Genomic DNA, 18,432 nt, shown 5'->3' with positions numbered 1-18,432 from the left:
CCCCGCTCCGGGCCGCCCCTCCGGCTTTCTTCGCCAAGTCCGCACGGCCGGAACAGCCGGCGCGGGAGCGGCGCTCATAGCGGATCGTGCCACGGTTGCAAGGCTTGCATCTCGGGCAGGGGCGGGGCAGGACCGTCAGCTTCTGAGCAGAAGAAGGATCCTGCCCGTGCCGAGTGGTCTCGTGGCGCTGTTCGACGATATCGCGGTCATCGCCCGCGCCACGGCCGCGTCGGTCGACGATGTGGCGCTGGCGGCCGGGCGGGCCAGCACCAAGGCGGCGGGCGTGGTCATCGACGATGCCGCCGTCACGCCGTCCTATGTCACGGGGCTCAGCCCGGCGCGCGAGCTGCCGATCATCGGCAAGATCGCGGTGGGAAGCCTGCGCAACAAGCTGCTGATCCTGCTGCCGGCGGCCCTGCTGCTCAGCACCTTTCTGCCGCAGGCCATCATCTACCTGCTGATGCTGGGCGGAGCCTTCCTGTGCTACGAGGGCGCCGAGAAGGTGATGGAGAAGCTGGGCGGGGCGCGGCACGGCAAGACGCTGGAGGATCCGATCACCGACCCGGTCACCTTCGAGAAGGAACGCGTCGCGGGCGCCATCCGCACCGACATGATCCTGTCGGCCGAAATCATGGCCATCGTCCTCAACGAGGTGGCGGCGGAAACGGTCATGAACCGCGCGATCATCCTTGCGCTGGTCGGCATCGGCATCACCGTGCTCGTGTACGGGGCGGTCGCCCTGATCGTGAAGATGGACGATGCCGGCCTTCATCTGGCCCAGCGGGCCGACGGGTTTTCCCGCGTCGTCGGCCGGGGTCTGGTGGCGGCCATGCCGCGGGTGCTGACGGTCCTGTCGATCGTCGGCACGGTGGCAATGCTCTGGGTCGGTGGAGGGATCATCCTTCACGGCATGCACGAGCTGGGCATCGACGGGCTGTACAAGTACGCGCACGGGGTGGAGCACGCGGTGGAGACGGTCGGCGGCGGCGTTCTCGGCTGGGTAACCTTTGCCGCCGTGTCGGCGGTCTTCGGCCTCCTCGTCGGGGCGGCGATCGCCGTGCTGGTGCACAAGGTGCTGCGCCTCGGCCACGCCGACGCGGGCGGAGCCGAAGCGGCGCACTGACCCTGCGCGATCAGAGCCTGTTCAGCAGGTCGCGCGCGAACAGGGTCAGGGTGTCGTCGCGGGCGCCCATGATCACGATCCGGTCGCCGGGGCGGGCGTTCGCGACCAGCCAGTCACCGCATTCCTCGCGGGTCGGCAGATACTCGGCATCGCCGCCGGCCTCCTCCACCAGACGGGCAATGCGCTCGCTGCCCTCACTGCGGTCGACCGTGCCGCCAAAATAGACCGGATCGCACAGGATCACGACGTCTCCGGCGTCGAGCGCGCGCGCAAACACCGTCGCCAGTTCGGCGCCCATCTGCCGCAGCGGGCCGTAGCCATGCGGCTGGAAAAAGGCGAGCACCCGGCCCGGCCGCGCCTTCAGCGTCTGCAGGGTGGCGGCGCATTTTTCGGGGTTGTGGGCAAAATCGTCGATGACCGTGATGCCGCCCGCACTCGTGCCCAGCACGTCGAAGCGGCGCGCAATGCCGGCGAAGTCTGCCAGAGCGGCAACCGCCGCGTCGGTGTCGATCCCGCAGGCAGCGGCCGCAGCCACCGCGGCAACGGCATTGGCGAGGTTGTGCCGTCCCGCAAGACGCAGCGTCAGGGCGTGTCTGCTACCCGCCTCCCGGTCGAGCAGAACCGCCTCCTGTCCCTCGTCCGTCGCCCTCTCGCTGCCCGACTCGATCCCGAACTGGGCGAGGGGATGATCCAGTGCGAAGGTGACCACTTCGTTGGCCGAGGGCAGAAGGTCGCGAACCTCCGCATCGTCGGCGTTGACGACGGCGGTCCTGCTCTCCACCAGGAAGCCGCTGAACAGCTCCCGCAGCTCCTCGATCGCCATGTGGTCGAGACTGACATTGAGCAGCACGCCGACGGCCGGTCGGAACAGCGCGATGGAGCCGTCGGACTCGTCCACCTCGCTGACGAAGGCATCGCCGGCACCGGCGATGCTGCTGACGAACGGCGTCCGGGCGGAGGCGAAGTTCTTCATCACCGCCCCGTTGACGATCGTCGGCGCCTCGCCGGCGGTGTGCAGGATCCAGCCGATCATGCCGGTAACGGTCGATTTGCCGCTGGTGCCGGCGACCGCCACGCCACGGCCACTCGCGTTGAACAGGGAGGCGAGCAGCTCCGCGCGGCTCAGGCGCAGGCATCCCAGCGCCGCCGCGCGCCCGACTTCGGGAACCGTCTCCTCCACCGCCGCGGAGGCGACGAGGATCTGTTCCGCCGCGCGCACGCCGCTGCCGTCCTGCGGCCAGAGCGTGACGCCGCCCGCACGCAGGGCAGCGAATTTTTCCGGAGTGCGGCCCTGGTCATGCGCGCGATCCGACCCCTCAACCCGAGCGCCCATGGCCACGAGCAGCTGCGCCAGAGGCAGCATGCCCGACCCTCCGATCCCGCAGAAGAAGAACGGGCGTGTCCGGATCGCATCAGCGGGAAGGGGATCGCTCATCCGCCGCGAGGTATTCAGTTGAAGCGGCAGTGGCAAGCTGGCTAGACGCGCGCGATGACGATCAGGATCAGCGTGTGCGCGCCGGGCAAGCGGATGGAGCGGGAGCTGGCCGACAGGGTGCTCGATCTCGCGGCGCAGGAGCCGGACATCGAGGTCGCGTTCCACCGGCAGTGCTTTGCCCGCCACGGGCATTTCGCCGGCGATGACGACACCCGGCTCGAGGCGTTGCTCGACTGTGCCAACGATCCGCTGACCGACGCCGTGTGGTTCGCCCATGGCGGTTATGGCACGAACCGGATCGCGGCGGCCGCGCTGGCGCGCCTCGATGCGGTGGGCCGCGCCAAGACGTTTCTGGGCTATTCCGACGCGGGATACCTCCTTGCCGGGCTGTACCGGCACGGCATCGGCAGGCCGGTTCACGCACCCATGGCCGCCGACATCCGCCACGACGGCGGCGAGGCGGCAATCCGGCGGGTGTTCGACTTCCTGCGCGGCAGCACGGACGGGCTGGAACGCTCTCTCGGCGCGCAGCCCAGCGTCGCCTTCAACCTCATGACCCTCGCCATGCTGGTCGGCACGGAGCTGATGCCGGACCTGACCGGTCACGTGGTGCTGGTGGAGGAGGTGTCGGAGCATCTCTACGCCGTGGACCGGCTCTTCTTCCACGTGACGCAGAACCTGCGCGGCATTGCCGGGATCCGGCTCGGCCGGGTCTCGGACGTGCCCGAGAATGACCGCCCCTTCGGCGCCAGCGAGGAGGACATCGCCCGGTTCTGGTGCGAGCGGTCGGGCATCCCCTATCTCGGCTTTGCCGACATCGGGCATGACCCCGGCAACCGGATCGTGCCGTTCGGCCATCGCGGCTGAACCCGGACCGTGCCGCGGCACCGGCTTGCCGAAGCCCGGCGCGCTGCATAAGGCGTCGCCAGCACAGGGAGCAGAGGCGATGCGGGCGTTCATCTTTCCGGGGCAGGGCAGCCAGAAGGTCGGCATGGGCGCCGAGCTTGCGGCGGCCAGCGCGGCGGCGCGCGCCGTCTTTGAGGAAGTGGACGAGGCGCTGGGACAGCACCTGTCCCGGCTCATGCGCGAGGGACCCGAGGACGAACTGACGCTGACCGCCAACGCCCAACCGGCGATCATGGCGGCGGCCGCGGCGATGGTGGCGGCGCTGGCGCAGGACTTCGGCGTGCGGCTGACGGACCACGGCGGAGCGATGGCCGGGCACAGCCTCGGCGAGTACACCGCGCTTCATGCGGCCGGCGCGTTCAGCCTGGCGGATACGGCCCGTCTCCTGCGGCTGCGCGGCGAAGCGATGCAGGCGGCCGTGCCGGTCGGTGTCGGCGCCATGGCGGCGCTGCTGGGCGCCGATGTGGAGAAGGCTCAGGCGCTGTGCGACGCGTCCGCCCACGGGCAGGTCTGCGAGATCGCCAACGACAACGACCCCTCGCAGGTGGTCGTCTCCGGCCACGCCGACGCTGTCGCCCGGGTTCTGGAACAGGCGCGCGAACACGGCGTGCGCCGGGCGGTGAAGCTGCCAGTGTCGGCACCGTTCCACTGCTCGCTGATGGAGCCGGCCGCGAAGCGGATGGACGACGCGCTGGCCGAGATCGTGGCCGGATCCCTGAACGTGCCGGTTTACGCCAATGTGACCGCTCAGGCCAATGCGGCGGCCGAGGCGGTGCGCGGCCTCCTTGTCCGCCAGGTCACCGGCCGGGTCCGCTGGCGCGAGACGGTCCACGCGCTGCGGCGCGGCGGGGTGGAACAGGTCGTCGAGATCGGCAGCAAGGTGCTTGGCCCGATGGTCTCCCGCACGGAACCGGCCATGCAGGTGTCCAGCCTGACCACGATGGCGGATCTGGAATGTTTCGCCCGGTCGCTGGGCTGACGGCACCGGATCGGCAAAGAAGGAACGGAGAGCGGCGATGTTTTCACTGAACGGCATGACGGCGCTGGTCACAGGCGCCAGCGGAGGGATCGGATCGGCCATCGCCCGTTCGCTCGCCGCGCAGGGCGCCCGCCTCGCGCTGACCGGCAGCAACGCGGCCAAGCTGCGGGCGTTCAAGGATGAACTGCACGAGTCGTTCGGCGGCGAGCATGTCGAGATCACCTGCGACCTGTCGGATCCGGTGCAGGTCGAGGAACTCGTGCCGGCTGCGCTGGCGACGCTCGGGCAGCTCGACATTCTCGTCAACAACGCCGGCATCACCCGCGACAACCTCGCGCTCAGGATGAAGGACGAGGAGTGGGATCAGGTGATCCGCATCAACCTGGAAGCCGCGTTCCGGCTGATGCGCGCGGCCGTCAAGCCGATGATGAAGGCGCGGTTCGGCCGCATCGTTTCCATCACCAGCGTGGTGGGGCTGATGGGCAATCCCGGCCAGATGAACTACGCGGCCGCCAAGGCGGGGCTGACCGGCATGACCAAGGCGCTGGCCCAGGAGATCGCCACGAGGGGCATCACGGCGAACTGCGTCGCGCCCGGCTTCATCCGTTCAGCCATGACCGACACATTGCCCGAGGCGCAGAAGGCGGCGCTCAACGCGCGCATTCCGCTCGGGCGGATGGGCACCGGCGAGGAGGTCGGCGCGGCCGTGGCCTTTCTCGCCAGCCGCGAGGCGGGCTACATCACCGGCCAGACGCTGCATGTGAACGGCGGCATGGCGATGCTGTCCTGAACTGTTTTCCCCAGCGTCGTGCGGTGTCCGCCCGCGCCCGCTTGCCGCGGGCGGTGTGGCGGCTAAGGATGGTGTCAAGGCCACGCCGTTGCCTGCGGCGAGTCCGCGGCCATGCCCGCAAGCGATCTACAGGGGTAGGAACACGATGAAAGCCACTCTGGAACGTGCAACGCTGCTGCGCTGCCTGTCCCACGTCCAGTCCGTCGTCGAGCGGCGCAACACCATCCCCATCCTGTCGAACGTGCTGATCGAGGCCGAGGCCGGCGGGTCGCTGAAGGTCATGGCCACCGACCTCGACCTGCAGGTTGTCGAGCACATCCCCGCGGCCGGCGTCGACACGCCGGGCGCCATCACCGTTTCGGCCCACCTGCTGTTCGACATCGCGCGCAAGCTGCCCGACGGGAGCCAGGTGAGCCTCGAGGCGGCCGACAACCGCATGACGGTGAAGGCGGGACGGAGCCGGTTTCAGCTTCCCACCCTGCCGCGCGACGACTTCCCGACCATTGTCGAGGGTGACCTGCCGACCACATTCACCCTGCCGGGCCGGTTGCTGGCCGAGCTGATCGACCGCACGCGCTTTGCCATCTCCACCGAGGAGACCCGCTATTACCTGAACGGCATCTTCCTGCATGTGTCGGACGGGGAGAACGGGTCAGGTCCGGTGATGCGCGCGGCCGCGACGGACGGACACCGGCTGGCGCGGTTCACGCTTTCGCGACCGGAAGGCGCAGAGGGGATGCCGGACGTCATCATTCCGCGCAAAACGGTGGCCGAACTGCGCAAGCTGCTGGAGGAGGCGCTCGACGCCGAGGTGCGGGTCGATCTGTCCCCGTCGAAGGTGCGCTTCACCCTGGGCGGCGAGAACGGGGTGGTGCTCACCTCCAAGCTGATCGACGGAACCTTTCCCGATTACAGCCGGGTCATTCCGACCGCGAACGACAAGCTGCTCCGCCTCGATCCGCGCCTGTTCTACCAGGCCGTCGACCGGGTGGCGACGATCGCGACGGAAAAGACGCGGGCCGTCAAGATGGGACTCGACAATGACCGAGTGACCTTGTCCGTCACATCGCCCGACAACGGCACCGCCGCCGAGGAACTCGCCGCCGAATATGCGGCGGACGGGCTAGAGATCGGATTCAACGCCAATTATCTCAAGGACATCCTGAGCCAGATGGACTCCGACGTGGTCGAGGTGCACCTTGCCGATGCCGGAGCGCCGACACTGATCCGCAAGAATGACCAGGCATCCGCCCTGTATGTTCTCATGCCGATGAGGGTCTGATCCATGCGCTTGTTTCCTGTCGCCGCGGCGCTCCTGTGCCTTGCCCAGCCGCTATCGGCGCAGGATGCGCTCAGCCCTGACGAGGAGATGCGGTGCGCGCTGATGGCTTTAGCAGCCTCCGGGCAGGTTGAGGATGCACAGCAGAAGTCGGGACTGGCGGCTGTCGCGACATACTGGATGGGGCGCTACGAAGCGCGGAGTGGCGGAACGCTCGAGGCCTGGGGCACCCGGGAGGCGCTGCAGCAGACGATCGCGGGCGCCGCTGCGCTCGCTCCGCGGTGCGAAGCCGCCGCGCGCGTGATTGGCCAGCGAATCCAGGCCTTCGGCCGGCAGATTGCCGCTCTCGAGGAGGGCGACGCCCGCTAACCGCTCGCAAGGGGAGGTTGCCGCCGATGCCGATGCGGCCCGAGGTGCCCGACTTCCAGACGCTCATGCTCCCGCTCCTCGAGGAGGCTGCCGGCGGAACGACGCGGGTGCGTGACATGGTGGACCGGCTGGCCCTCCGCTTCGCGCTGACGCAGGAGCAGCAGGCGCAGCGGCTCCCCTCCGGGCGCCAGACGACGTTTGCAAACCGCGTGCACTGGGCCAAGACCTACCTCTGCAAGGCGGGACTGCTCGCGCCCATGAGCCGCGGCGTCTTCGCGATCACGCGCGAGGGCGAAGCCGCGCTCAGGGAAGCTCCCGGGCGCATCACCACCGCCTCTCTCAGGCGCTATGCGGCTTTCGAAGCGTTCGTCACATCGTCGACGAAACGGGAAGCGGATGCCACGTCACCCCCCGAAGCCGAGCAGGAGTTGCCCCCGAACGAACGCATGCTGCGCGCACGCGAGGAGCTGGAAAGCGCCCTTGCGGCGGACCTGCTCGCCCGGCTCGTCGCCGCGCCCCCGGCCTTCTTCGAGCAAGCCGTCGTCAGGCTGCTGATTGCCATGGGCTATGGCGGGTCACCCGACGAGATGGGCGAGGTTCTGGGCGGCAGCGGCGATGGCGGGGTTGATGGCGTCATCAATCAGGATGAACTCGGGCTGGAACAGGTCTATGTGCAGGCGAAGCGTTACGCACCCGGAACCGCCGTCGGTGCGGAGGCGATCCGCGGGTTCTTCGGCGCCCTTGACCAGCGCAAGGCGCGCAAGGGCCTGTTCGTGACGACCGCCCGTTTCTCGCATCAGGCACGCCAGACCGCCGACGGATTGAGCAAGCGCATCGTGCTGGTCGATGGCGAGACGCTGGGGCGGCTGATGGTTCGTCACTCGGTCGGCTGCCGGGTCGAGGAGCGCATCGCGATCAAGGCGGTGGACGAGGAGTTTTTTCCTTAAGCAGCGTGCGCGCCTGCAGCATGGCGGCGACGCTGACGAACTTCTCGCGCGGTGCGCCGGGCCGTGCGGCTGCGACCTCCGCGGCATCAATCCTCAGCCAGTCGTCGAAGGTCACCGCGTCGATACCCCGCGCGTCGACAAGGGCGTCCAGTCCTTCGCGGCCGCGGCGCGCACCGCCGGCGCGCCAGCCGTCGGTCTCGAGCCGTTCCACCACCTCCTCCCCGTCGGGCCGGTTGGTGCCGATGGTCCCGGTCGGGCCGCGCCGCGCCCAGCCCACGCAATAGAGTCCCGGAGCCACGCGTCCGCCCTCGTTGACGAAGCGGCCTGCCTGATGGTCGAAAGGCGCTCCTTCCAGAGCCGTGCTGCGATAGCCGGTGCAGGTGACGACGAGATCGGCGGGGACACGGTAGCGCGCGCCCGTGCCCACGGCCCGGTCGCCCTCCAGCCGGGTGCGTTCCACCTCCACCTGCCGCACCCGCGTGTCGCCCCTGAAGGCGACCGGCGCGGCGAACAGGTCGAAGGCGATGCGGACCGGCTTGCCCGGGCCATCCTCCCGCGCGAACTGCCGCAACAGGGCGACCGACTTGCGCCGACCCGGCTCCAGCGCGGCGTCGTCCTCTGCCGGCGGCAGGTCGGCGGCATCGACGTGCGGCGAGGCGCGGGCAAGGTGAAGCAGTTCGCCCAGCTCCTTGGGCGTCATGGCGATCTGGTGCGGTCCCCGCCGACCCAGAATGGTGATGCGCGAGATGGCGCTCGCGGAGAGGGTGTCGAGGGCGTGGGCGACGATGTCGGCTCCGGCGAACTCCTCGGGGGTCTTGGCGAGGACGCGGGCGACGTCGAGGGCGACATTGCCCATGCCGACCACAACCGCATGCCGGCCGGAGAGGTCGGGCTTCAGGGCGGCGTGGGCCGGATGCCCGTTGTACCACCCGACGAACGCGGCACTGCCGAACACGTTCGGCAGGTCCTCGCCCGGGAGCCCGAGCGGCCGGTCCTCCGGCGCGCCGGTCGCAAGGACGACCGCGTCGTAAAGCTCCAGCAGTTCGGCAAGCGTCACGTCCAGACCGACGCGGACATTCCCGACGAAGCGGACGGGGGGTGACGCGGCGGTCTGGGCATAGCGGCGGGCCACCGCTTTGATCGACTGGTGATCGGGCGCAACGCCGCTGCGGATGAGGCCGAAAGGGGCGGGAAGCGCGTCGATGATGTCGATCTGAACGGCATCGTTCCAGCGCCTCGCCGCCGCTTCCGCGGTGTAAAAGCCGGCCGGACCTGCCCCGACGATCGCAAGGTGGTGCATGGCGCCCCCCTTTTTCCGGCGGAACGCGGCGTTCCGCCCGGGACGCAGGGTGCACGCCGGTCCGGGTCTTGGCAAGCGGCCGCGGGGAGCGGGCAGGCGGTTCAGCGTGCCGAGAGCCGCACCAGTTCCCCGTCCGCATGTTCCGTCACCATCCAGATGCTGCCATCCGGGGCGACCTGCACGTCGCGGATGCGGCGGCCGACCGGAACCGTGTGCACCGCGGCGACCCGCTCTCCGTCGACGACCACCCGCACCAGCGCCTGATTGTAGAGCCCGCCGACGAGCATGTTCCCACGCCACGCGGGCAGCGCCGCCGCGTCGTAGAAGGCCGCGCCGGACGGCGCGATCGTCTCTGCGAACACGTGCAGTGGCGAAGTCATGCCGGGGTGGCTGAGCCCGACGCCGATCGGCGCATCGGAATAGTCCCTGCCGCCGGTGATGAACGGCCAGCCAAGGTTGGCGCCACTGCGCACGAGGTCGACGCGGTCGCCGCGCTGAGGTCCATGCTCGACGGACCACAGCCGTCCCCGCGAGTCGAGGGTGAGCGCCTGGCTGTTGCGGCTGCCCATGGCGAAGATGTAGTCGTTGATGTCGCCTTCGCCGCGGTGCGGATTGTCGGGGTGGACGTCGCCATCCAGCGTCATGCGCAGGATGGAGCCGGCCTGATCCTCGCCGTCCTGCGCGCGCGAGATGTTGCGGCGGTCGCCCACGGTCAGGAACAGCGCGTTGGTGGGCGCATGGATCGCCATCCGCCCACCGAAGTGCAGGCCGCTCGAGTCCTGATCGTCCTCCTGCAGCGAAAAGATGTCGGTCACGTCCTCCAGCCGGGCGCTGCCCCTCTCGTCGACGAGCCGCCCGCGGACGATCTTGAGCGTCGCACCCCGTTCGGTGGGCGCCGACAGGCTGAGATAGACGAGCCGGTTCTGCGCAAAGCCGGGATGCAGCTTGACGTCGAACAATCCCGCCTGGCTGCGACCCGTTTCACCCTTGAAGCGGAAGATCTGCGGCACGCCAGAGACGGCGCGTCGGCTGCCGTCGGCGGTGTTGACGACGAGCAGGCGCCCGGAATTGCGCTCCGTCACCAGCGCCTGCCGGTCGGGCAGCAGGGCCACGGCCCACGGATGCTCCAGCCCCCGTGCGATGACCTGCATCTGCAAGGTTCCGGCCTCCGTCCGGACCGTGCTGCGTTCCGGCAGCGGCTGGCTGGGCGGCGAATCGCTTTGCGCTGCCACCGGCACCGCGAGGAGCGCGGCCGCGGCGGTTACGAGAAGAGTTTTCATGCAAGCCTCCTGATCTGCAGACCGAACGGAGCCTGCGGGGGCGAGGTTCCGAGGAGTACCTGCACCTCAGGGGTGGATCGCGAAGCGCGCCTTTACCTCATGCTAACCACGCATCGACCAGAGTGCGCGGCGTGCGGAACGGTTGGATCGGGCAGTCGGCGGGTGCGGAATAATGGGTGAGATGCCGTTCCTAACGCGCATGCGCGGCCGTCGCTCCGGCCTGTCCGATCCTGCGTCTCCGCCCCCTTCCGCGAACGCCGCTCCGCTGTCGCGCGAGGACAAGCTGGCGATCATCGAGGATCTCGAGGAGCGGGGACTCGCCTGGTTCTGGGCCACGGACGCACAGGGGCACGTGACTTATCTCAGCCCGCGCATCGCCGCGAGTGCCGGTGTGGCGGTGGACGACCTCATCGGACGCCCGCTGACCGCCGTGCTGACGCCCGTGGGGCAGGGCGGGGAGGCGCCGTCGCTCGCGCTGAAGCTTGCCGCGCGCAAGTCCTTCGCCGGCTTCACGGTTCAGGTCGGGGAGGGCGGCCGGACGCTCGTGCTGCGGCTGTCCGGGCGACCGGTCAGCGACGCGGCGGGCGCGTTCCTCGGCTTCCGCGGGAGCGGGATCAACGTGACCGACGCGTTCCTCGGCGAACAGGAAGCCGCCCGCCAGGCGCGGTCGGACGCACTCACCGGCCTCGCCAACCGCTACCGCATGGAACAGGTCATCGACGCCACGCTGCTGGCCTTCGGAGCCTCGCGCCGGGCCTGTGCGCTGATGATGCTCGACCTCGACCGTTTCAAGCACGTCAACGACACGCTCGGCCATGCGGCCGGCGACAAGCTGCTGGTGGAGGTGGCACGCCGGATCGAGAGCGTCGTTGGCTCCCGCGGCGAGATCGGCCGTCTGGGGGGTGACGAGTTCCAGGTGCTGCTGCCCGATCTGGACGATCGCGGCCAGCTTGGCGACCTCGCGCGCAAGATCATCACCATGCTCTCGCAGCCCTTTGCCCTCGAAGAGGGTCGGTGCAGCATCGGCACCTCGGTCGGGATTGCCATCGCGCCCTATGACGGCGTGGGGCGGGACGAGCTGACGCGGGCCGCCGATCTGGCGCTGTATGCCGCCAAGCACAACGGCCGGGGTCAGTTCCGCTTCTATGCCGTCGATCTCGAGGCGGAGGACCGCCTGCGCCGGCAGATGGAAGAGGATCTCGCCGCAGCCATCGAGGCAGGCCACATCAGGGTCGAGTATCAGCCGGTGGTGGCGCTGGCGGACAACCGCGTCTGCGCCCTGCAGCTCCAGTATGTCTGGCACGATCCTGAGAGAGGCCGGGTTTCCGCCGACACCTTCATGCCCGTTGCGGAGGCAAGCCGCCTCGTCACCCGCATCGGACGCGACGGGCTGCGACAGGCATGTCGCGACGCCGCGCAGTGGCCGGCGGGGCTGCGGCTTGTCGTGCCGGTCTCGCCGGTCCAGTTCACCGACCGGCAGTTTCTCGACGACGTCGAAGCCGCGCTCGACGAGAGCGGTCTTGATCCGCAGCGGCTGCAGATCGAGGTCGGCGAAGACCTTTACCGCAACGACCACGACGAGGTCGAACGGATCGTCTCCGCCCTGTTCCGCCGCGGCGTCAGGCTCTCGCTCGACCAGTTCGGGTCGGGCTATGTCTCGCTGAGCTATCTGCGCCGCGCCCCGTTCTGCACCATCAAGCTGGGGCAGTCGTTCTTCGAAAGCACGATCACCGACACGCTCGGCGACCTTGAAATGGTGCAGGCGATCGTGGAGCTTGCCAAGGTGCTCCGGCTGGAGACGGTCGCGGCCGGCGTCGGTTCGATGGCGCTTCTCGAGGCGCTGCGGGGTCGTGGCATCACCCACGCGCAGGGCTTCGTCTTTTCGGAAGCGCTGGCCGCCGAAGAGGTCGCCGCGCAGCTTGCCGCGGACGACTGGCAGCTCGAACCGGTGCGCGACGGCGCGCAGCGGGCCGGGCGCCGCACGGTGTTCCGCCGCGTGGGCCTCATCCATCAGGACCATTACTACGAGGTCACGCTGCGCAACCTGTCCCGGACAGGCGCCATGATCGAGGGGCTGGAGGATGTTCCGGTCGGCACGCAGTTCGTCCTCGACTTCGGAGGTGGTCAACTGGCCGTGGCGACCGTGGTGCGGACCGACGGAGACACGCAGGGCCTCGAATTCGAGAGCGCGCTGGTCGATGACGGTGCCGGCGGTCTGTGCACGCGTCACCGGGTTTCCCCCTATGCGCTCGCCGTGGCCGGAGCACCCGTCGCCGCGCTCGGCGCCGGCCCGTCGCTGATCGCCGGGGGAGAGAAAGGCGGTGGCTCGCCCGCCTGCTTCACCCTGTCGGCGCGTGCCCCGCGTGCCGGCGACGCGCAGAGCTGACCACCCGTCCGTCCGACGCCGAAGCCGATTGTCGCTGACCCGCCGCACCGCTAAGGCCGGGCGGGTCATGACCGAGCTTTCGCTGATCCGCAACTTCTCCATCATCGCCCACATCGACCACGGCAAGTCCACGCTCGCCGACCGGCTCATCCAGGCGTGCGGGGGCCTCACCGATCGCGAGATGAGCGAGCAGGTGCTCGACAACATGGACATCGAGCGCGAGCGCGGGATCACCATCAAGGCCCAGACCGTGCGGCTGAACTACACCGCGCGCGACGGCAAGACCTATGCCCTGAACCTCATGGACACGCCCGGTCATGTGGACTTCGCCTACGAGGTCAGCCGCAGCCTCGCCGCCTGCGAGGGCGCGCTGCTGGTGGTCGACGCCGCGCAGGGGGTCGAGGCCCAGACCCTCGCCAATGTCTACCAGTCGATCGAGCACGACCACGAAATCGTGCCCGTCATCAACAAGATCGACCTGCCCGCCGCCGAGCCGGAAAAGGTCAAGGCGGAAATCGAGGACATCATCGGCATCGACGCCTCGGACGCGGTGCTGACCTCGGCCAAGTCGGGCATCGGCATCGAGGAGGTGCTGGAAGCGGTGGTCGCCCGCATCCCGCCGCCCAAGGGCGACCGCGACGCGCCGCTGCGCGGCATGCTGGTCGACAGCTGGTACGACCCGTATCTCGGCGTCGTCATTCTGGTGCGCGTCATCGACGGGGTGATCCGCAAGGGGCTGAACATCCGCTTCATGCAGGGTGGCACCGAGCATCTCGTCGACAGGGTGGGCGCCTTCACGCCCAAGCGCGTCGACCTGCCGGAAATCGGGCCGGGCGAGATCGGCTTCATCACCGCCCAGATCAAGGAGGTGGAACAGGCCCGGGTCGGGGACACCATCACCACCGTCAAGAACGGCGCGGCGCAGGCCCTGCCCGGCTACAAGGAGGTGCAGCCGGTCGTCTTCTGCGGCCTGTTCCCGGTCGACGCCGCCGATTTCGAGAAGCTGCGCGAGAGCATCGCCAAGCTGCGCCTGAACGATGCCTCCTTCTCCTACGAGATGGAGTCGTCGGCGGCGCTCGGCTTCGGCTTTCGCTGCGGCTTCCTTGGCCTGCTGCATCTCGAGATCATCCAGGAGCGGCTCAGCCGCGAATACGATCTCGACCTCATCACCACGGCGCCATCGGTCGTCTACCGCATCCAGCTCGCGGCCAGCCGGACGGAGGACGCGCGCGAACTGTATCTGCACAATCCCGCCGACTATCCCGACGTCAACCGCATCCTCTCCATCGAGGAGCCGTGGATCAAGGCGACGATCTACACGCCCGACGAATATCTCGGCTCGATCCTCAAGCTGTGCCAGGACCGCCGCGGCATCCAGACGGGCCTTACCTATGTCGGCGGGCGGGCGCAGGTCAGCTACGAGTTGCCGCTGAACGAGGTGGTGTTCGACTTCTACGACCGGCTCAAGTCGATCAGTCGCGGCTACGCCTCCTTCGACTACGAGCAGATCGGCCTGAGGGAAGGCGATCTCGTCAAGATGAACATCCTCGTCAACAATGAGCCGGTCGACGCCCTGTCCCTGATCGTCCACCGCTCGGTCGCGGAGGAACGCGGGCGCGGCATGTGCGAGCGGCTGAAGGACCTCATTCCCCGCCACCTGTTCAAGATCCCGATCCAGGCCGCGATCGGCGGCAAGGTCATCGCCCGCGAAACCATCGCCGCGTTGCGCAAGGACGTGACCGCCAAATGCTATGGCGGCGACATTACCCGCAAGAAGAAGCTGCTGGAGAAGCAGAAGAAGGGCAAAGCGCGGATGCGCGAATACGGCAACGTCTCGATCCCGCAGGAGGCCTTCATCGCCGCGCTGAGGATGGGGGAGCCGTAGCCTTGGCGGGCGTGCCTCTCGGACCTTTTCAGCTCCGCGCGGCGGCAAACCCCTGTCGCTCCACCGCGAGCCAGCCGGTTTCGCCCTTCCACCATGCCCGCACGCCCTTCAGACGGTACCAGGCGTTGAGCTGCCGGTAGCCGAAGTTCTCGAGAAAGCAGCAGGCGATCAGCACCGCGACATGGCCGATCCGCTCGTGCTGGCGCATCTGCAACTCCTCGAGCGCCACGGCGGCGAGGCTGACGCTCGTGCCGAACAGCAGGTGCAGGAACAGCATGCCCACCAGCAAGGCGCCTTCATCCGTTCCCGTCAGATAGAGCAGCGGCGCCAGCAGATAGCCCAGCAGTTCGGCGGCCGGCACCAGCGCCGTCTCCAGCAGCACCAGGGGCAGACCGACCAGGCCGATCCGTCCGTAGCGCGGGTTGAACAGCATGCTCCGATGCTTGGCCAGCACCTCAAGCCCACCCTGGCTCCAGCGCGTGCGCTGGTTGCGCAGTCCGGCGCGGTTGAACGGTGCTTCCGTCCAGCACACCGCATCGGGCACGAAGACGACCTTGGGCCTCTGCCCGCGCTCGCGGCCGATCCGGTGCAGCCGGACGCACAGTTCGAGATCCTCTCCGCGGCTGTCGTGATCGAAGCCGCCGGCTGCGAGCAGCGCGTCTCTCCGGAACAGCCCGAACGCGCCGGAGATCAGCATCAGCATGCCCCAGCGCGACGCGGAGACGCGCGCCACCATGAAGGCGCGCAGATATTCCAGCACCTGAAAGCGCGGGATCCAGCCGCGCGGCATGTTCACCGTCTGGAGCTGCCCCGCGACGATGCCGCAGCCATTGGTGAGGCGGACCGTGCCGCCCACGGCGACCACGGCGCCGCCGTCCGACAGGAACGGCTGCGACGCGCGCAGCAGCGCATCCTCGTCGATGAGGGAATCGGCATCGATGATGCAGACCAGAGGATTGACGGCCACGGCGATGCCGGCGTTGGCGGCGTCCGCCTTGCGCCCGTTCACCTTGTCGACCACCACCAGCGCCGGATGGCTGACGGAGCGGTAGACGCGCGTGATCGGCTGATGTGCCAGGAGCGCCTGAACCGGGCGGCGGCGCGGCACCATGTCGAAGGTCTGGATGAGCACCTCCAGCGTCCTGTCCCTGGAGCCGTCATTGACGATGATCACCTCGAAGTCGGGATAGTTCAGCGACAGCAGCGCGCGCACGCTGTCGACGATCGAAAGCTCCTCGTTGAAGGCGGGGGCGACGATGGACACCGGCGGCGACTGCCGCGATTGCAGCGCCCACAGGTCGCGCAGGGTGCCGACGCCGAGTGGCTCCGTCATCCGCTGGCGCACGGTGGCGACGAGCTGCGCCACATAGACGAGGTTCTGGATCGCCAGCACCGCGGCGACCGGGATCAGCAGGACAGTGAGTGCGAGGCTGGCTGTCATTGTCCGCGCCTCAGGCGGCCAGCCGCGGCCGTGGGAGCAGCGGCGGCGTGACCGGGGGCGCGGGCGCGGGCTGAGGCGCAGATCTTGGCCGCGGGGCGCGGGCCTCCTGCGCGGCAATCCGGGCCAGCCGTGCGACCTCAGGATCCGGATCATCGCCCAGCAGGTCTGCCACATGGTCAAGGCGGGACGGCGCGCCATGGAGCAGGCCGTCCACCGCAAGGACGCGCAGCCGCGCCTCGTCCTGACAGGTCGCAAGCGCGACGAGGGCGTCCGGACAGCGCGGCGCCAGGCTGCGGAACAGCAGCCGGTGGTTGGGCGTCAGCGGCTGTCCTTCCGGGAGAACATCGCGCACAAGCCGCCACAGGGGCGGCAGTGTCCCCCGCACCGAGATGGCGATGGCCGCTTCGAGCCGCACACGGACGGACGGATCGCGGCGAAGCGAGCCATGGAGCGCATCCTGCACCGCGGGCGTTCCGAACGGGGCCAGCCGGCGTGCGGCCGCGATGCGCCGGTGGGGGCTCCTGTGACGCAGCTGCCGCATCGCTTCCGCCAGAACACCATGGCCCTCGACGATCCGTTCCAGCCGGCCGCGTTCCCTGTCGGGCAGGAGCGCGAGAAGCTGGGCAGCGACGGCGAAGGCGGCGCGGCGATCGCGTGCCGACCAGCTTCTGCACACGAAGCCGTCATTGTCGCGGATGACGGCCTGGATGAGCTCGGCGCGCAGGATCCGCTGCCGCAGACGGTCACGGGCAGCGCGCTGCGCCACGAACCAGCGCCTCGTCACGATGATCAGCGCACCGCCAAGAAGGACGCACAGGCCCTGAAACAGGATGATCAGCAGGGCTTGCGCGGATGCGCTCACCTGCGTCCTCGCCACTCATGCACCATGCCCAGCGTGACGCCGTTGCGGGTGAACAGTCCTTCGTAGCGGTCGTTGGCGACACTTGCCGACAGCGTGACGGTTTCCGCCACCCGGACGGACGCGCCGGCATAGAGGGAGCGGACGGTGCGTGCGGTTCCCGCCTCGACTTCCGGATAGCGCGCATAACCGCCAAGCAGCCGCCACCGCTCGTCCGGCGCCGCCCGGACACGCAAGCCGAACCCGAGCCGGTGATCGGCCGGACCCGACAGGTTCCACAGGTTGATGGCTTCGGCGATCACCGTCACCCGCTCGCCGGTCGTGCTGACCGCGACGTAGGGCGTCGCCACGAGCTTCGTGCCGTCGCGGAACTCGCCGAGGCGGGTGCTGGCGCCGATCTCCAGATGCGGCCGCGGCGTGTGGGCGAAGCCGGCGCGCAGGCCGACCCGCTCGCGCAATTCGGCCTGCGGCGTCGCCACGCCGGCGAGAAACACCGAACTGCGCGTGCCCACAGCCCAGTCGCCCCTCACCTGAAGCTGCGTGTCGGACAGGCCGAAGCGGCGCGCGTGGCCGGCCTCGAGGCTGTATCCGCTCCGGCGGGTGGGCCGGTAGGCGAGCGTGAGAGTGGTGTCGCTCCACGCCGAATGCGCCACGTCCTCGGCCCAGCTGCGCCCATGAACGAGCGCGATGCTGGTGCGAGGCGACCATGGCTCGGCCCCGGATGCGGGTTCAGGCTGGGGCGGGACCGGCGGAGGAGCGGGTCGGGATCGCGCCGGCTCGTCCGTCTGCGCGCGCGCCTCCGCCGCCGACGCCGTGTGCTTCGCCGACCCGGTGGCTGAAACCGCAGCAGGCGCTGCCGCGGGCGCGGGGATCGTGGCCGCCGCCGCCGTGCCGGCTGCTGCCGTGGCCGCGAGAACGGCGGGTGTCATCACCGTTATCTTGAGCCGGCGGAGCGGCGTGGCGGCGGACCGGCGTGCCTGCACGGCCTCGGAGATGGCGCGGACAAGGCGCGCGCCGCAAACCGGTTTCCTCAGGATGTCCGTTGCGCCGAGCGACTTCAGCCGGCGCGCATCCTCGCCCGCGAGAGGCGGGGTCATCATGATGACCGGGATGTGCGACAGGCTGGGTGAGGCCCGCAGGCGGGCGAGCGTTTCCGCGCCTGACATCATCGGCATCATGCTGGCCAGCAGCACGAGATCCGTCGAATGCGTCTCGAGCCAGCGCAGCGCCTCGGCTCCGTCCGCGGCCGGATGGCTGCGGAAACCCGCGACATGCAGCCTGACGGTCAGCAGATCCCGCAGCAGTTCGTCGCTCTCGACGACGAGAACGTGTGCATCCACACTTGGCCCCCTCCAGTTCCCCGGAGCGCGCCTTACTTGCCTAAGGTTAAGGACGGGTGAAAGCTGGCCGCGGTTGCGGCGTTCCCGCGCGGCTTCACTTGGCGTTCAGTGAC

General features: G+C 69.2%; 15 protein-coding genes. 9 read left to right on the top strand and 6 right to left on the bottom strand.

The window, feature by feature from the left end:
• The first annotated feature begins 166 nt into the window (after positions 1–166).
• Positions 167–1,123: a DUF808 domain-containing protein gene (locus ETO60_RS07790; RefSeq protein WP_130004349.1), complete on the top strand. Its 957-nt coding sequence runs from the start codon at positions 167–169 to the stop codon at positions 1,121–1,123.
• Positions 1,124–1,133: 10 nt separating this feature from the next.
• On the opposite strand, the gene ETO60_RS07785 is transcribed toward ETO60_RS07790, so the two are convergent.
• Complete coding sequence (locus ETO60_RS07785) at positions 1,134–2,558, bottom strand: glutamate ligase domain-containing protein (protein ID WP_130004347.1); 1,425 nt, start codon at positions 2,556–2,558, stop codon at positions 1,134–1,136.
• A gap of 54 nt (positions 2,559–2,612) precedes the next feature.
• Here ETO60_RS07785 and ETO60_RS07780 point away from each other — a divergent pair, with 54 nt between their 5' ends.
• The 6 genes from ETO60_RS07780 to ETO60_RS07755 all read left to right on the top strand — a co-directional run bounded on the left by ETO60_RS07780 (position 2,613) and on the right by ETO60_RS07755 (position 7,828).
• Positions 2,613–3,425, top strand: coding sequence for an LD-carboxypeptidase (locus ETO60_RS07780; RefSeq protein ID WP_130004345.1), 813 nt, complete (start codon positions 2,613–2,615; stop codon positions 3,423–3,425).
• 79 nt (positions 3,426–3,504) lie between these two features.
• Positions 3,505–4,443 (top strand): ACP S-malonyltransferase, encoded by a 939-nt coding sequence (fabD, locus tag ETO60_RS07775; RefSeq protein ID WP_130004343.1) that lies wholly within the window; start codon positions 3,505–3,507, stop codon positions 4,441–4,443.
• 37 nt (positions 4,444–4,480) lie between these two features.
• Positions 4,481–5,233, top strand: coding sequence for a 3-oxoacyl-[acyl-carrier-protein] reductase (fabG, locus tag ETO60_RS07770; protein WP_130004341.1), 753 nt, complete (start codon positions 4,481–4,483; stop codon positions 5,231–5,233).
• A gap of 145 nt (positions 5,234–5,378) precedes the next feature.
• The gene (gene dnaN, locus ETO60_RS07765) at positions 5,379–6,515 is read left to right on the top strand and encodes a DNA polymerase III subunit beta (protein WP_130004339.1); all 1,137 of its coding nucleotides are present in this window, start codon (positions 5,379–5,381) and stop codon (positions 6,513–6,515) included.
• Positions 6,516–6,518: 3 nt separating this feature from the next.
• Positions 6,519–6,881 (top strand): hypothetical protein, encoded by a 363-nt coding sequence (locus ETO60_RS07760; protein WP_130004338.1) that lies wholly within the window; start codon positions 6,519–6,521, stop codon positions 6,879–6,881.
• Between the two features lie 26 nt (positions 6,882–6,907).
• Positions 6,908–7,828: a restriction endonuclease gene (locus tag ETO60_RS07755; RefSeq protein ID WP_130004336.1), complete on the top strand. Its 921-nt coding sequence runs from the start codon at positions 6,908–6,910 to the stop codon at positions 7,826–7,828.
• Here ETO60_RS07755 and ETO60_RS07750 read toward each other — a convergent pair.
• Together ETO60_RS07750 and ETO60_RS07745 are read right to left on the bottom strand one after the other, a co-directional pair.
• Positions 7,797–9,128 (bottom strand): FAD-dependent oxidoreductase, encoded by a 1,332-nt coding sequence (locus ETO60_RS07750; RefSeq protein WP_130004334.1) that lies wholly within the window; start codon positions 9,126–9,128, stop codon positions 7,797–7,799. The genes ETO60_RS07755 and ETO60_RS07750 overlap by 32 nt on opposite strands.
• Positions 9,129–9,229: 101 nt before the next feature.
• Positions 9,230–10,408 (bottom strand): PQQ-dependent sugar dehydrogenase, encoded by a 1,179-nt coding sequence (locus ETO60_RS07745; RefSeq protein ID WP_130004332.1) that lies wholly within the window; start codon positions 10,406–10,408, stop codon positions 9,230–9,232.
• 199 nt (positions 10,409–10,607) lie between these two features.
• On the opposite strand from ETO60_RS07745, the gene ETO60_RS07740 reads away from it, so the two are divergent.
• Both ETO60_RS07740 and lepA read left to right on the top strand, forming a co-directional pair.
• On the top strand, positions 10,608–12,794 hold the full coding sequence (locus ETO60_RS07740) for a putative bifunctional diguanylate cyclase/phosphodiesterase (protein WP_234026388.1): 2,187 nt from the start codon (positions 10,608–10,610) through the stop codon (positions 12,792–12,794).
• A 67-nt stretch (positions 12,795–12,861) separates the two neighbouring features.
• A complete protein-coding gene (gene lepA, locus ETO60_RS07735) occupies positions 12,862–14,679 on the top strand; it encodes a translation elongation factor 4 (protein ID WP_130004328.1) in 1,818 nt (605 codons plus the stop codon).
• A 28-nt stretch (positions 14,680–14,707) separates the two neighbouring features.
• Here the strand turns inward: lepA and ETO60_RS07730 are convergent, their stop codons facing one another.
• The 3 genes from ETO60_RS07730 to ETO60_RS07725 are packed head-to-tail and all read right to left on the bottom strand — an operon-like array spanning position 14,708 to position 18,319.
• Positions 14,708–16,120 (bottom strand): glycosyltransferase family 2 protein, encoded by a 1,413-nt coding sequence (locus ETO60_RS07730; protein WP_165362140.1) that lies wholly within the window; start codon positions 16,118–16,120, stop codon positions 14,708–14,710.
• Positions 16,121–16,130: 10 nt separating this feature from the next.
• Positions 16,131–16,982: a hypothetical protein gene (locus ETO60_RS11250; RefSeq protein WP_165362139.1), complete on the bottom strand. Its 852-nt coding sequence runs from the start codon at positions 16,980–16,982 to the stop codon at positions 16,131–16,133.
• Complete coding sequence (locus ETO60_RS07725) at positions 16,979–18,319, bottom strand: response regulator (RefSeq protein ID WP_130004324.1); 1,341 nt, start codon at positions 18,317–18,319, stop codon at positions 16,979–16,981. Before ETO60_RS07725 ends, ETO60_RS11250 begins: the two co-directional genes overlap by 4 nt.
• Between the last annotated feature and the right edge of the window lie 113 nt (positions 18,320–18,432).

Source organism: Qipengyuania thermophila, assembly GCF_004153605.1.
Lineage (GTDB): Bacteria > Pseudomonadota > Alphaproteobacteria > Sphingomonadales > Sphingomonadaceae > Qipengyuania_B > Qipengyuania_B thermophila.
Note: the sequence above shows the minus strand (reverse complement) of the source record. Positions and strands in the feature narration are given on the sequence as shown.